The sequence below is a fragment of the Sphingomonas ginkgonis genome (assembly GCF_003970925.1).
Lineage (GTDB): Bacteria > Pseudomonadota > Alphaproteobacteria > Sphingomonadales > Sphingomonadaceae > Sphingomicrobium > Sphingomicrobium ginkgonis.
In genome coordinates this window covers 2023985-2037448 of sequence record NZ_RWJF01000001.1, presented here as the reverse complement: position 1 = coordinate 2037448, position 13464 = coordinate 2023985, and the positions used below count along the sequence as shown (strand labels likewise).

Below are 13464 nucleotides of genomic sequence, written 5' to 3'. Positions count from 1 at the left end.
ATGGAGTGGCGCTGCATCGCCGAGGGCTTGCGCTTCCCCGAGGGACCCGTCGCCTGCGCCGACGGCAGCGTCATTCTGGTGGAGATCGCCGCCGGGCGGGTGACCCGAGTCAGCTCGAACGGCGACCGGCAGATGATCGCCGAGACCGGCGGCGGCCCCAACGGACTGGCGTGGGGGCCGGGCGGGCTGCTCTACTGCTGCAACAATGGCGGGATGCGCTGGCACGAGGACGAGGCCGGTCGCCTGGCCCCGGTCGGAACGCCGGACGACTATGCCGGCGGCTCGATCCAGACCGTCGATCCCGCGACGGGCGACGTGCTGACCCTGTACGCCAGCACGCCCGAGGTGCCGCTGCGCGGCCCCAATGATCTGGTGTTCGACGCCCATGGCGGATTCTGGTTCACCGATCATGGCAAGACCTTCGCCCGCAGTCGCGATCGCTGCGGCGTCTTCTACGCCCGAACCGACGGCAGCTTCATCGAGGAAGTGATCGCGCCGTTCGGCGATCCGAACGGCATCGGCCTGTCGCCCGACGGGACCACCCTCTACGTCGCGGACACGACCAGCTGCATGCTGCTGGCCTTCACGGTCGAGGCGCCCGGGCGAATCGCGCCGCACAGCCGCCGAATGCTGTACCGTCCCGCCGGGCAGCGCTGGTTCGACAGCCTGGGTGTCGAGGACAATGGCCGAATCTGCGTCGCCACCATCGGCGACTGCGGCATCAGCGTCGTCGAGCCGGCGGGCGGCCTGGCCGAGTTCGTGGCCACCGACGACATCTACACGACCAACATAGCCTGGGGCGGGGCGGACCGGCGGACGGCCTATGTCACGGCGTCGGGAACCGGCCGGCTGCTCGCCGCCGACTGGCCGCGGGCGGGGCTGCGGCTCCAGCACGAGCAGCAGCAAGGATGACCGGATGAGCATCGCCGAGGAGCTGGCGGCAGGCGACTTCCTGGCGTTCGGCGACATCCTTCGCCGTCGCGCGCTCGAGCATCCCGCTGCGGTCGCGCTGCGCGACGCGGACGGGGGCACGCTGAACTGGGCCGAGTTCGACGCCCGGCTCGACCGCATCGGAGCGCGGCTGCAGGCCGAGGGAGTCGGGCGCGGCGCAACGGTCGCGATCCTCGGCTACAACGCCATCGGCTATGCACTGGCCTTCTGCGCCGCCGTCCGGATCGGCGCCGCGGCCGCGCCGCTGACGACCTCCGCGCCGCCCGAGGCAATCGCCGCGATGCTGGCGGACAGCGGCGCTCGCCACCTGTTCCTCGACCGGAGCGCCGGCGATCGGCTGACGGGGACTGCGCTACCCGCAGGCGTGTCCCGGATTGCCTTCGACGACAGCGGCGTGGGCGAGCCGCTGTCGGCGTGGATTCCGCCCGAGGGTGCTCGACCGAGGCCGGTCGAGATCCGTCCGGCCGACGCCTTCAACATCATCTATTCGTCGGGGACGACCGGCACGCCCAAGGGCATCGTCCAGAGCCATGCGATGCGCGTCGGCCATTTCCGACGGATCGCCGAATCGCGGTTCGATGCCGACAGCGTGACCTTCGTCTCCACGCCGCTCTACTCCAACACGACGCTGGTCAGCTTCCTGCCGGCGCTGGTCGGCGGCGGCGAGGTCATCTTCATGCCGCGCTTCGACGCGCGCCGCTTCCTCGAGCTGGCAGCGGCGTACGGCGTCACCCACGCCATGCTGGTGCCGGTGCAGTACCAGCGGATCATGGCGCTCCCTGACTTCGATCGCTTCAACCTGTCGCGCTTCATCTCGAAGACCTGCACCTCGGCACCGTTTTCGGCAGCGCTCAAGGCCGAGGTGCTGGCGCGCTGGCCGGGTGGCTTGACCGAGTTCTACGGCATGACCGAAGGCGGCGGCAGCTGCATCCTTCGCGCCCACGAGCATCCCGACAAGCTGCACACGGTCGGTCCGCCCGCGCCCGGGCACGACATCCGCCTGATCGACGAGGAGGGGAGGGAGGTCCCGCCCGGCGGGATGGGCGAGGTGGTCGGCCGCTCGGAGACGATGATGGACGGCTACCGCAACCAGCCGGCCAAGACGCGCGAGGCCGAGTGGTTCGATCCCGAGGGGCGGCGCTTCATCCGGCACGGCGACATCGGGCGGTTCGACGAGGACGGCTTCCTGATCCTGATGGACCGGGCCAAGGACCTGATCATCTCGGGCGGGTTCAACATCTATCCCTCCGACCTCGAGGGCGAGCTGCGGAGAGAGCCAGGGGTCCTCGACGCGGCGGTGATCGGCGTGCCGTCGGAGCAGTGGGGCGAGACGCCCGTCGCCTATGTGGTGCTGGAGCCCGGCGCGGCGCCCGACGCCATCCTGGCGAGCGTCAACCAGCGGCTCGGCTCGACCCAGCGCATTCGTGAGCTGCTGCCGATCGACGAGCTTCCGCGCAGCGCGATCGGCAAGGTGCTGAAGCGCGAGCTGCGCGACCGCTACCTCGCGGGCTAGGCGGCCGTTCCCAGCGCGATGTAGCGCGAAAGGTGGACGTCCTCGTCGCCGTCTTCCTGCGCGAGCATCACCAACCGCTTGGCATAATGCGACAGCGGCAGTTCCCAGGTCATGCCGATGCCACCGTGGAGCTGGATCGCTTCCTCGGCGGCGAGCATCCCCGCCCGGCCGATCGTCACCTTCGCCGCGGCGGCGGCGCGTTCGCGTTCGATCCGGCCGTGGGTGAAGCGGTCGGCGGCATTGATCGCGGCCGAGCGCGCCTGCTCGATCTCCAGCGCGACGGTCGCCATGCGGTGCTGCAGCGCCTGGAACTTGCCGATCGGAACCCCGAACTGCTTGCGGGTGCGCAGATAGTCGAGTGTCGAGTCGCGCAGCACGTCCATTATCGCGACCGCTTCCCAGGCGAGCGCGACAACGCCGAGCGCGCGGGCTTCCTCGAGCAGCGGCCAGGCGCCGCCCGCGGTGCCGACCAGCCGGGCGGGCGTGGAGCGCAGCGCGACCTCACCGCCGCTTCCGCCGTCGATCAGCGGATAGTCGCGGATCTCCAGACCGGGGGCGCCGCGTTCCACCAGGAAGAGCGACAGGCTCTCCTCGTCGCCCGGCTCGCTTCCGGCACGCGCGACCACCAGCAGAGCGTCGAGCGCCGCGGCGTAGGGCACGACCGCCTTGTCGCCGGTCAGCGTCCAGCCGCCGTCCCGCTGCTCGGCGCAGGTGCCAATCGCCAGGGGATCATCGGCGCTCGTCGGCTCGTCGTGGGCGAAGCCGATCAGCCGTTCACCCGCGATCAGCGCGGCGAGTTCGTCCGTCTCGCCGCTCGCGCCGAGCAGGCGCCCGGCGACGAGAGCGGAGCGGAAGGGACCGGTGACGAGCGCTCGGCCGAGTTCCGCGAAGAGCACGCCGACGTCGAACGGCGACCCGCCATAGCCGCCCTGTTCCTCCGGGAAGAGCGCGCCGAGGGCACCCAGTTCGGCCAGCCCGCGCCAGACGCTGCGCGAGAAGCCTTCCGGGCTCTCGGCGGCGGCCTCGCGTTCCTTCCAGCCGGCGGTGTCAGCGAGGAAGCGCCGCAGCGTGTCCGAGAGCATCTGGCGGTCGTCGCCGAGCGAGAAGTCCACGTTACAGCTCCAGGATCGACTTGGTGATGATCTCCCGCTGGACCTCGTTGGACCCGCCGAAGATCGAGAGCTTGCGATTGTTGAGATATTGCGCGGACACCGGCGCCGCCCACTCGGGCCCGACCGGCTCGCCGTTGAAGCCGGCGTCCAGCGCCTCCGCGACGAACGGCTGCGCATAGGGTCCGGCGGCGCGGCGCATCAGGTCGGTGATCTGCTGGCGGATCTCGGTCCCGCGGATCTTGAGCATCGAGCTTTCGGCCGTGGGCGCATGCCCCGCCCCGGCGGCGGCGAGGACCCGCAGGTTGGTCGTCTTCATGTTCTCGAGGTCGATCTCGAGACGGGCGAGGCGGGCGGCGAACAGCGGGTCGTCGGCGAGCGGGCGGCCGTTCCGGCGCTGGCTCCGAGCGACCTGCTTCAGCCGCTCGAACGCCGCCATCGAGGCGCCGACACCGGCGATGTTGGTCCGCTCGTAGGTCAGGAGATATTTGGCGTAGGTCCAGCCCTTGTTCTCTTCCCCGACGAGGTTTTCGACCGGCACCTTCACATCAGTGAAGAAGACCTCGTTCACCTCATGGTCGCCGTCGAGCAGCTTGATCGGACGAACCTCAATCCCGGGCGACTTCATGTCGATCAGGAGAAAGCTGATGCCCTCCTGCTTCTTGCCCTCGTTCGAGGTGCGGACAAGGCAGAAGATCATGTCGGCGAACTGGCCGAGCGTGGTCCAGGTTTTCTGGCCGTTGACGATGTAGTGGTCGCCGTCGCGGACCGCGCTGGTCTTGAGGCTCGCGAGGTCGGAGCCGGCGCCGGGTTCGGAATAACCCTGGCACCACCAGTCGCTGCCGTCGAGGATCCGCGGGAGCCAGTGGCGCTTCTGCTCCTCCGAGCCGAACCGGATCAGCACCGGGGCCAGCATCGACAGGCCGAACGGCACCACCCGCGGCGCATGGGCAAGCGCGGTTTCGGTCTCGAAGATGAAGCGCTGCATGACCGTCCAGCCGGTACCGCCCCACTCGACCGGCCAGTGGTTGGCGAGCCAGCCGCGCGCGTTGAGGATGGCGTGCCATTCCTCCATGTCGCTCTTGGTCAGGTGCTGGCCCTTGCGGACCTTGTCCGACAGCCGCGCCGGCAACTGGTCGCGGAGGAACTGGCGGACCTCCTCGCGGAAGGCCTCCTCCTCGGGGGTGAAGCTGAGATCCATGGCGGTGTCGTCCTCAGGGAGCCGTGGTCGGGCGGGTCTTGAGATCGGCGTAGCGGCCGAACTCCTCACGGGCGATGGCGCGCGCATGCACCTCGTCCGGACCGTCGGCGAAGCGGAGCGTCCGCACCGCGGCCCAGTCGTGCGCCAGCGGGAAGTCGCCCGACACGCCGCCGCCGCCATGCGCCTGCACCGCGTCGTCGAGGATCTGCAGCGCCATGGTCGGCGCCTGGACCTTGATCATCGCAATCTCCAGCTTGGCGGCCTTGTTGCCGGCACGGTCCATCACGTCCGCCGCCTTGAGGCAAAGCAGCCGGCTCATCTCGATGTCGATGCGAGCGCGGGCGACCCGCTGCTCCCACACGCTATGGTCGGAGATGCGCTTGCCGAACGCGACCCGGCTGGTCAGGCGCCGGGCCATCGCCTCGAGCGCGTTCTCGGCAACGCCGATGGTGCGCATGCAGTGGTGGATTCGGCCCGGCCCGAGGCGTCCCTGCGCGATCTCGAACCCGCGACCCTCGCCGAGCAGCATGTTGGAAGCGGGCACCCGGACGTTGTCGAGCACCACCTCGCCATGACCGTGCGGCGCATGGTCGTAGCCGTAGACCGACAGCATCCGCTCGATCGTCACGCCTGGGGCGTCCATCGGCATCAGGATCATCGACTGGCTGCCGTGACGGGAGCCTTCCGGGTCCGACTTGCCCATGACGATCGCCAGCTTGCAACGCGGATCGCCGACGCCCGACGACCACCATTTGCGACCGTTGATCACATAGTCGTCGCCGTCGCGGATGATGGAGCATTCGATGTTGGTCGCATCGGACGAGGCGACCGCCGGCTCGGTCATCAGGAAGGCGGAGCGGATCTCGCCGTTCATCAGCGGGGTGAGCCACTCGTCCTTCTGCTCGCGCGTGCCGTAGCGCAGCAGCACCTCCATGTTGCCGGTGTCGGGAGCGGAGCAGTTGAACACCTCGCTCGCCCAGCCGATCCGCCCCATCTCCTCGGCGCACAGCGCATATTCGAGGTTGGTCAGCTGCTCGCCCTCGAAGGCGAAGCTGTCGTCGACATGGGTGAGCGCGCCGCGCGGCGGCATAAACAGATTCCACAGTCCCTCGGCGCGCGCGACCGGCTTCAGCTCCTCGATCACGGGGATGACCTTCCACCGGTCGCCCTCGTGCGACTGGCGCAGATAGTCGGAGTGGCGCGGGCGGATGCGGGTGTCGATGAAGCTTCGCACCCGGTCGCGGAAGTGACGCTGCCGATCGCTGAGTTCGAAGTCCATCGAGTCGCTCCTCCAGACAAGCTTGCAGGCTTTGTCGCCAGCCTTGCAAACTCCATACGCAGTTTTCTGATTTTGCCAATCGCCCGCTGCACTGCCGACTTGGAGATGGGGGCGAACTCGGGCAGAGTGCAGCAAACCATGGTTTCGAGGGAGTGAGAGGATGAAGGCTGCCGTACTGACCGCGGTCGGGGCTCCGCTGGAGATCCAGGAGGTTCCGATCAGCAAGCCGGGGCCGCACGAGGTGCTGATCCGCACCGCGGCCTGCGGGGTCTGCCATTCCGACCTCCACTTCCGCGAGGGCCATTACCCGACCCGCCTGCCGACCATCCTCGGGCACGAGAGCGCCGGGATCGTCGAGGCGGTCGGCAGCGAGGTGCGGACGGTGCGGCCCGGCGACCATGTGGTGACCTGCCTGTCGGCCTTCTGCGGCCATTGCGAGCATTGCCTGACCGGGCACATGAGCCTGTGCGTCGAACCCGAGCTGCAGCGCCCCGCCGACCAGCCGGCGCGGCTCGGCGACGCAGACCGGCCGATGAACCAGTTCCTCAATCTCTCCGCCTTCGCCGAGCAGATGCTGGTTCACGAACATGCCTGCGTGGCGATCGACCGCGACATGCCGTTCGACCGCGCCGCCATCATCGGTTGCGCGGTGCTGACCGGCTACGGCGTGGTGTCGCACACCGCGAAGGTGCGTCCGGGCGAGACGGTCGCGGTGATCGGCTGCGGCGGGGTCGGGCTGGCGGCGATCAACGGCGCGGCCATCGCCGGGGCCGGACGGATCATCGCGGTCGACCGGGTCGCCGGCAAGGAATCGCTCGCCCGGGCGTTCGGGGCGACCGACTTCATCGAAGCGTCGGACGGCGATTCGGTAGCGACGGTCGTCGAGCTCACGCGCGGCGGGGTCCACCACGCGATCGAGGCGATCGGGCTGGCGACGACCGCGCAGGACGCCTTTGCGATGCTCCGCCGCGGCGGGACGGCGACGATCGTGGGGATGATCCCGGTCGGGCAGAAGCTGTCGATCGACGGCTGGCAGTTCCTCGCCGAGAAGAAGCTGCAGGGCTCGCTGATGGGATCAAACCATTTCCCGGTCGACGTCCCGCGCCTGGTGTCGTTCTACCAGTCGGGCAAGCTCCGGCTGGACGAGATGATCTCGCGTCGCGTCGGGCTTGGCGACATCGACGAGGCGTTCGAGGAGATGAAGACTGGGCAGATCGCCCGCTCGGTCATCCTGTTCGACTGAACGCGCCGCCGAGTCGTCCTGTTCGCCAATGCCATAGAAGGGCCGGGCGAGGAGCCTGCTCAGCGACCAGATGCCGAGCATCAGGGTCGCCGCGACGAGGCCATCGACGCAATAGTGCCAGCCGAAGTGGATCGAGCCGATCCAGATCACCAGCGCATAGCCGGTGAGCAGCAGGCCGGAGACGCGATTCAGCCGCCATCCGGCGATCGCCAGCGGGGTGGCGAAGGCGACGTGCATGGGGGGCATGCCCGAGGTGCCCGCTGCGGGAACCAGCTCGCGCGAGTGGTAGAAGTGGAGCAGGGCGGGCTGATAGTCGAGCGCCCGCAGCTCATAGCCCTGTGCCCCGGCTGCCTGCTAGAGCGCGGCGAGGTGTCGGGCGAGCTCGGCATAGCTCGGATCGTGGCCGACGAACTGGTTGTAGAAGCAGGGCCCGGCGGAGGCGAAGAACCAGGCGGGAGGCTGCCGATGAGGATCCAGCCGAGCAGCCAACTCGCCATCAGCCGGAAGCGGGTCACCCGGTCATGAAAGAGAAGGGAGGTCGACAGCGGATAGGCGAACATCAGCACCATCCACAGCGTATCGGCCTGGTCGAGCAGGCGCGTCGCGGCGAGGCTGCCGAAATAGCGATGGGTGAAGACCCAGGTCGACTGGCCGAACAGCCAGCGCCCACCAGACCCAGAAGAGGCGGTCCTTCCACTCGCCGATCAGCGCCGGACGCCACAGCGCGGCCGCGGTGAAGGCGCACAGGATGAGCACGGCGGTGTTGCTGGCGACCACGCCGAACACATCGACGACGCCGAGCAACGCCGGCATGCGCACGTCGCTGAGCAGCATCATGGCCGAGCCGTAGGTCAGAACCAGTGCGAGCAGGGCGTAGGGGGCGTCCCGGTCGGGCTTGCCGATCGCCAGTGCCTGCCAATTCCGGCGATCAGCGCGAGACGAGGGGCAGGCCGGGGGTCGTCACGCGCCCTGTTATCCGAAATGGCGCTAAGAAAAGGTTGATCCGGCATAAAGCAAACGCCCGGGCTGCACTGGGCAACCCGGGCGTCCTGCGTGACGATTGCCTCGTCAGCCCCCTTGGAGTGTCCTCCCGGACCTCGGCTCTTGCGTCCGAATACCGATGACTTGGAGAAGCTGGCCCAATGTCAGCTTCTTGTCACTCCCTAACTCGGTACAGCCACGATTTGCCGTGAACATGTGGCGGGCGGGACACAGGCCTCCTCGCATTGCCAGTTCAGCTTCGCTTCCCTAGAGCGCGCTGCCATGCGCTGGTCCTCCGCCTTCTTGCCCGTTCTCAAGGAAAGCCCCGCCGACGCCCAGATCGTCAGCCACAAGCTGATGCTCCGCGCCGGCCTCGTCCGGCAGACGGCCGCCGGCATCTATGCCTGGCTGCCGGTCGGCTGGCGGGTGCTCAGGAAGATCGAGCAGATCGTCCGCGAGGAGCAGGACCGCGCGGGCGCGCAGGAGCTGCTGATGCCGACGATGCAGTCGGCCGAGCTGTGGCGCGAGAGCGGGCGCTACGATGCCTACGGGCCCGAGATGCTGCGGATTCGCGACCGGCACGAGCGCGAGATGCTGTTCGGGCCGACCAACGAGGAGATGATCACCGCGCTGTTCCGCGACGATGTCTCCAGCTACCGCGATCTGCCGCGCACGCTCTACCATATCCAGTGGAAGTTCCGCGACGAGGTGCGGCCGCGGTTCGGGGTGATGCGCGGGCGCGAGTTCCTGATGAAGGACGCCTATAGCTTCGATCTCGACGAGGCGGGCGCGCGGCAGAGCTACTACACTCAGCTGCTGGCCTATCTCAGGACCTTCCAGCGGCTCGGCATCCGCGCGGTCCCGATGAAGGCGGCCTCGGGACCGATCGGCGGCGACCTCAGCCACGAGTTCATCGTGCTGGCGCCGACCGGCGAGAGCGAAGTCTTCTACGACGCCGCGTTCGAGGGGTTCGACTGGAATCAAGCGGACGTGGCCTACGGCGATGCCGAGGGGCTCACCCGGCTGTTCGAGCAGGTCAGCGGCACCTACGCGGCGACCGACGAGACCCATGACGCGGCGCGCTGGTCGCAGGTCCCGGCCGAGAAGCAGCGGACCGGGCGCGGGATCGAGGTCGGGCACATCTTCTACTTCGGCGACAAATATTCGAAGGCGATGGGGCTCAAGGTCTCTGGCCCGGACGGTCGCCCGCTCACCCCGATGATGGGCAGCTACGGGATCGGCGTGTCGCGGCTGGTCGGCGCGATCATCGAGGCGAGCCACGACGACAGCGGCATCGTCTGGCCCGAGGCGGTGGCGCCGTGGACGGTCGGGCTGGTGACGATGCGCGCCGACGACGGCCCGAGCTCGGCGGCGGCCGACGACCTCTACGCCAAGCTCAACGCGGTGGGCGTCGACACGCTGTACGACGACCGTGACGAGCGGGGCGGGGTGAAGCTCGGCTCGATGGACCTGCTGGGCCTCCCCTGGCAGGTGATCGTCGGACCGCGCGGGATCGCCAACGGGGTGGTCGAGCTCAAGAACCGCCGCACCGGCGAGCGCGAGGAGCTGAGTGCCGAGGCGGTGCTCAACCGGCTGACCGCGTGATCCTCTCCCGCTACGAACGGGTCATCGCCAAGCGCTACCTGCTCCCGGGCAAGGGGGAGGGGTTCATCTTCCTCGTCGCCGGGATCAGCCTCGCCGCGGTGGCGCTGGGCGTCGCCGCGCTGATCATCGTCATGAGCGTGATGAACGGGTTCCGGGCGGAGCTGTTCGACAAGATCGTCGGCCTGAACGGCCATGCGGTGGTGCAGGGCTACGAGGGCCGGCTCAGCAACTGGCAGCAGATCGCGGCCGCCGCGCGCAAGTCGCCGGGCGTGACTTCGGCGTTGCCGCTGATCGACCAGCCGCTGATGGCGAGCGCCAACGGGCGAGTCGAGGGCGTGCTGGTCCATGCGATGCGCTTCGAGGACATCGTCCACAACAAGACCATCGCCAGCCACATCAAGTCGGGCAGCCTGGCCAACCTCAGGCCGGGCAGCAACACGGTGGCGATCGGCTCGCGGCTGGCGGAGGCGATCGGCGCCTTTCCCGGATCGCAGATCAGCCTGATCAGCCCCGAGGGCCGTTCGACCCCGATCGGCACGGTGCCGCGGATCGTCAGCTACACCGTCGGGGCGACCTTCGAGGTCGGCGTCTACGACTATGACAACAGCTATGTCGTCATGCCGCTCGAGGAGGCGCAGAACCTGCTGATGATGGGCGACCAGGTCGGCATGGTGGAGATCCAGACCACCGACCCCGACAAGGTCGACCAGTTTCTCGCTCCGCTGCAGGACGTGGTTCGCGGGCATGGGCAGATCGTCGACTGGCGGCAGATGAACTCGGCGCTGTTCCAGGCGCTGGAGGTGGAGCGCATCGCCATGTTCGTGGTGCTCTCGCTGATCGTGCTGGTGGCGGTGTTCAACATCCTCTCCTCGCTGATCATGCTGGTGCGCGCGAAGACCCGCGACATCGCCATTTTGCGCACCATGGGCGCGAGCCGGCGCGGCCTGATCCGGATCTTCATGACCGTCGGGGTGACCATCGGCGTGCTCGGCATCGCCCTCGGCATCATCCTGGGCGCGGTATTCCTCTTCTTCCGCCAGGGCGTCGTCGACGCCATCCAGGCGCTTACCGGGCAGAATTTGTGGGACCCGACCGTGCGGATCCTCACCGACCTGCCGAGCAAGACTGATCCCATCGAGGTGACGGTGATCATCGTCACCGCGCTGGTGCTGAGCTTCCTCGCCACCCTCTATCCCGCTTTCAAGGCCGCGAGCACCGACCCGGTGCAGGTGCTCCGCTATGAGTGAGGCGGTCCTCCAGACCCGCGACCTGCGCCGGCGCTTCACCCAGGGCGACGTCACCATCGAGGTGCTACGCGGGGTCGACCTTGCGGTCGGGGCGGGCGAGATCGTCGCGCTGCTCGGCCCCTCCGGGTCGGGCAAGTCGACGCTGCTCCAGGCGGTCGGGCTGCTCGAAGGCGGATTCGAGGGCTCGATCCGGATCGCCGGGCGCGAGGCGGCCAACCTCGACAATGACGGGCGGACCGAACTGCGCCGCGACGCGCTGGGATTCGTCTACCAGTTCCACCACCTGCTGCCCGACTTCAACGCGGTCGAGAATGTCGTGCTTCCGCAGCTGATCCACGGTGCGGAACCGGAGGCGGCGCGCGAGCGGGCAGAATCGCTGCTGACCGCGCTGGGGCTCGGCAAGCGGCTCGACCATCGCCCGTCCAAGCTGTCGGGCGGCGAGCAGCAGCGGGTGGCAGTGGCGCGCGCGCTCGCCAACCGGCCGCCGCTGGTGCTCGCCGACGAGCCGACTGGCAATCTCGACGAGGCGACGGCCGACGTGGTGCTGGCGGAGTTCCTGTCGCTGGTTCGCGGCGAAGGCAGCGCGGCACTGGTCGCCACCCACAACGAGCGGCTCGCCAGCCGGATGGACCGGGTGGTGCGGCTGCACGAGGGCGTACTCGCCTGATGCGGCGGAACCGGGCGCGGCGCGTTCAGCAAGGCTGATGACCGACCGCACCCGAACCATCGCCCTCGTCGCCGGCGCCGTCTTCCTGCTGATCCTCGTCGGCCTGTTCGCCGTGCGGATGACCGGCGGAGGCGCCGGCAACCCCGACCGGCTGAACGACAACCAGGTCGCGGACGCGAGCAACACGCAGGAGCCGGTCAAGGCCGACAACCCGGCCCGCCGCTGCGCCGGCCAGGCCAACTACGACAAGATCAAGCGCCAGCTGTTCGACCAGGCGGCGCGTACCCGCGGAAGCGACGGAGACACCTTCGCTCGCCTCGCCGACGTCGCGGTGCTGCGGGTCGACAATCCGGTGCTCGAGAGCGAGGACCAGGGACTGGGGCTGGTCCGCTGCGCCGGCCAGGCGACGCTCGAGCTCCCGCCCGGACTGCAGGTCGCGGGCGGCCGGACCAGCCTGGCCGCCGCCATCCAATATTCGCTTCAGGCCGCGGCCGACCAGACCGGTGACGTGCTGATGGTCCAGAACGCGGACGCGATCACCGTGCCCCTCGCAACGCTGGCCCGAGCCGCCGGGGCGCCCGCCAACACGCTCCCGCAGGCGCCGCCGGCATCGCCGCTCGGGCAGCCGGTCGCGCCGAGCCAGCCGGTGACGCCGACTGCGCCGGTCGCACCGAGCGCTCCGGCCCGGCCGCCGGTCGCGGCACCCCCGGCCAGGCCCGTTCCGGCCCCGGCCGCCACCCGTCCCCGGACCAGCAACCCGAGCTATCCGTGCGCCTCGGCGCGTACCCAGGGCGAGCAGGCGGTGTGCCGCGACGATGGGCTCGCGGCGCTCGACCGGCAGATGGCGTCGGTCTACGGCAGCGCCGTCGCCGATGCCGACGACAGCCAGCGCTACATCCTCCGCCAGACCGCCCGGCGCTTCTACGCCTTCCGCGATAATTGCGGCAGCGCGGCGTGCATCGCTGGCGCCTACCGCGACCGCATCAGCGAGATCCGCGACATCATGAACGGCGATTGGACCCCGCCGCGCTGAGGACAAGCAAAAGGCGGCGGCACCACCGGGTACCGCCGCCTCGCGTCAGATCACCAAGGGACTAGAGGGCGACTTCGGTCACCGTCTGCTTGCTGAGCTCCTTGCCCGGATCGCCGCGGCCGACGAAGCGGAGGGCGGCGGCAACCAGCGAGGTGCCGGTGTGCGCTTCCCAGATCTGCGCCTTCTCGGTGTCGAACCGCATCAGCTGGAGATCGGGATCATCCTTGCCGTCCTTGTACCAGGCGGCGATCATCGGGTTCCACAGCTTTTCGACGATCGCGCGGTCCTGGACCGGCACCAGCCGTCCGTGAATGTGCGCGAACAGGTCGTGGCCCTTGGCCGTGTAGGTGGCGACCGCCCGGTGCGAGCCGGTCAGGTCACGGCCAACACCGTCGCTCTTCGAACCGAAGAAGTAGATGGTCCCGCCGTCCTTGGTGGCGGCATCGTCGGACTGGTCGACCTGCGCGGTCATCGGCCGCGTGCGATCGTCCTCGACCCCTTCGAGGCCGAGCATCATGAAGGGAGAGGAATCCAGTTCCTTCCAGAACTTCTCGCGGATTTCCTGATCCCGGTTGGGGTCTTCGGCCATTCTGACTGCTCCTTCGCGTCGGTTTCGACGTCGAACGGGCAGGGCA

At 68.9% G+C, this 13464-nt stretch carries 13 protein-coding genes and 1 pseudogene; 7 read left to right on the top strand and 7 right to left on the bottom strand.

The genetic code is table 11. The features are described from left to right. Together HMF7854_RS09970 and HMF7854_RS09965 are read left to right on the top strand one after the other, a co-directional pair. The gene (locus HMF7854_RS09970; RefSeq protein ID WP_126718961.1) at nt 1-912 is read left to right on the top strand and encodes an SMP-30/gluconolactonase/LRE family protein; all 912 of its coding nucleotides are present in this window, start codon (nt 1-3) and stop codon (nt 910-912) included. Nucleotides 913-916: 4 nt separating this feature from the next. Beyond that, the gene (locus HMF7854_RS09965) at nt 917-2464 is read left to right on the top strand and encodes a class I adenylate-forming enzyme family protein (protein ID WP_126718960.1); all 1548 of its coding nucleotides are present in this window, start codon (nt 917-919) and stop codon (nt 2462-2464) included. Here the strand turns inward: HMF7854_RS09965 and HMF7854_RS09960 are convergent. From HMF7854_RS09960 to HMF7854_RS09950, 3 genes are read right to left on the bottom strand one after another with little or no spacing between them, the layout of a single operon-like run. Further along, a complete protein-coding gene (locus tag HMF7854_RS09960; RefSeq protein ID WP_126718959.1) occupies nt 2461-3576 on the bottom strand; it encodes an acyl-CoA dehydrogenase family protein in 1116 nt (371 codons plus the stop codon). The two genes, HMF7854_RS09965 and HMF7854_RS09960, sit on opposite strands and share 4 nt — an antisense overlap. A 1-nt stretch (nt 3577) precedes the next feature. Then, complete coding sequence (locus HMF7854_RS09955) at nt 3578-4774, bottom strand: acyl-CoA dehydrogenase family protein (RefSeq protein WP_126718958.1); 1197 nt, start codon at nt 4772-4774, stop codon at nt 3578-3580. A 13-nt stretch (nt 4775-4787) separates the two neighbouring features. Further along, nucleotides 4788-6053, bottom strand: coding sequence for an acyl-CoA dehydrogenase family protein (locus HMF7854_RS09950; protein WP_126718957.1), 1266 nt, complete (start codon nt 6051-6053; stop codon nt 4788-4790). Nucleotides 6054-6213: 160 nt separating this feature from the next. Here HMF7854_RS09950 and HMF7854_RS09945 point away from each other — a divergent pair, with 160 nt between their 5' ends. Beyond that, on the top strand, nt 6214-7296 hold the full coding sequence (locus HMF7854_RS09945; protein WP_126718956.1) for a Zn-dependent alcohol dehydrogenase: 1083 nt from the start codon (nt 6214-6216) through the stop codon (nt 7294-7296). Nucleotides 7297-7371: 75 nt separating this feature from the next. Here the strand turns inward: HMF7854_RS09945 and HMF7854_RS16265 are convergent. The 3 genes and pseudogenes from HMF7854_RS16265 to HMF7854_RS09935 all read right to left on the bottom strand — a co-directional run. Beyond that, nucleotides 7372-7569: pseudogene (locus HMF7854_RS16265) on the bottom strand (phosphatase PAP2 family protein); the annotation flags it as partial. Between the two features lie 81 nt (nt 7570-7650). Further along, nucleotides 7651-7785, bottom strand: a complete 135-nt coding sequence (locus HMF7854_RS16170) for a hypothetical protein (RefSeq protein ID WP_275402006.1) — start codon at nt 7783-7785, stop codon at nt 7651-7653. A gap of 30 nt (nt 7786-7815) precedes the next feature. Then, a complete protein-coding gene (locus HMF7854_RS09935) occupies nt 7816-8133 on the bottom strand; it encodes a hypothetical protein (protein WP_126718954.1) in 318 nt (105 codons plus the stop codon). Between the two features lie 426 nt (nt 8134-8559). Here HMF7854_RS09935 and proS point away from each other — a divergent pair, with 426 nt between their 5' ends. Genes proS through HMF7854_RS15785 form a run of 4 tightly spaced genes read left to right on the top strand, consistent with a single transcriptional unit; the run spans nt 8560 to nt 12829 of the window. Then, nucleotides 8560-9882, top strand: coding sequence for a proline--tRNA ligase (gene proS / locus HMF7854_RS09930; protein ID WP_126718953.1), 1323 nt, complete (start codon nt 8560-8562; stop codon nt 9880-9882). Next, complete coding sequence (locus HMF7854_RS09925) at nt 9879-11129, top strand: lipoprotein-releasing ABC transporter permease subunit (protein WP_126718952.1); 1251 nt, start codon at nt 9879-9881, stop codon at nt 11127-11129. The genes proS and HMF7854_RS09925 overlap by 4 nt, the downstream gene beginning before the upstream one ends. After that, entirely contained in the window at nt 11122-11796 is a 675-nt protein-coding gene (locus HMF7854_RS09920) for an ABC transporter ATP-binding protein (RefSeq protein ID WP_126718951.1), read from the top strand. The genes HMF7854_RS09925 and HMF7854_RS09920 overlap by 8 nt, the downstream gene beginning before the upstream one ends. 37 nt (nt 11797-11833) lie before the next feature. Further along, nucleotides 11834-12829, top strand: coding sequence for a lysozyme inhibitor LprI family protein (locus HMF7854_RS15785; RefSeq protein ID WP_185829238.1), 996 nt, complete (start codon nt 11834-11836; stop codon nt 12827-12829). A gap of 61 nt (nt 12830-12890) precedes the next feature. Here HMF7854_RS15785 and HMF7854_RS09900 read toward each other — a convergent pair whose 3' ends face one another. Then, nucleotides 12891-13418 (bottom strand): pyridoxamine 5'-phosphate oxidase family protein, encoded by a 528-nt coding sequence (locus HMF7854_RS09900; RefSeq protein WP_126718948.1) that lies wholly within the window; start codon nt 13416-13418, stop codon nt 12891-12893. Nucleotides 13419-13464: the final 46 nt, after the last annotated feature.

Coding starts and splice junctions, on each gene's coding strand:
- HMF7854_RS09955 (WP_126718958.1), bottom strand. CDS start 4,774: ATGGATCTCAGCTTCACCCCCGAGGAGGAGGCCTTCCGCGAGGAGGTC.
- proS (WP_126718953.1), top strand. CDS start 8,560: ATGCGCTGGTCCTCCGCCTTCTTGCCCGTTCTCAAGGAAAGCCCCGCC.
- HMF7854_RS09945 (WP_126718956.1), top strand. CDS start 6,214: ATGAAGGCTGCCGTACTGACCGCGGTCGGGGCTCCGCTGGAGATCCAG.
- HMF7854_RS09950 (WP_126718957.1), bottom strand. CDS start 6,053: ATGGACTTCGAACTCAGCGATCGGCAGCGTCACTTCCGCGACCGGGTG.
- HMF7854_RS15785 (WP_185829238.1), top strand. CDS start 11,834: ATGACCGACCGCACCCGAACCATCGCCCTCGTCGCCGGCGCCGTCTTC.
- HMF7854_RS09900 (WP_126718948.1), bottom strand. CDS start 13,418: ATGGCCGAAGACCCCAACCGGGATCAGGAAATCCGCGAGAAGTTCTGG.
- HMF7854_RS09935 (WP_126718954.1), bottom strand. CDS start 8,133: ATGATGCTGCTCAGCGACGTGCGCATGCCGGCGTTGCTCGGCGTCGTC.
- HMF7854_RS09970 (WP_126718961.1), top strand. CDS start 1: ATGGAGTGGCGCTGCATCGCCGAGGGCTTGCGCTTCCCCGAGGGACCC.
- HMF7854_RS09965 (WP_126718960.1), top strand. CDS start 917: ATGAGCATCGCCGAGGAGCTGGCGGCAGGCGACTTCCTGGCGTTCGGC.
- HMF7854_RS09920 (WP_126718951.1), top strand. CDS start 11,122: ATGAGTGAGGCGGTCCTCCAGACCCGCGACCTGCGCCGGCGCTTCACC.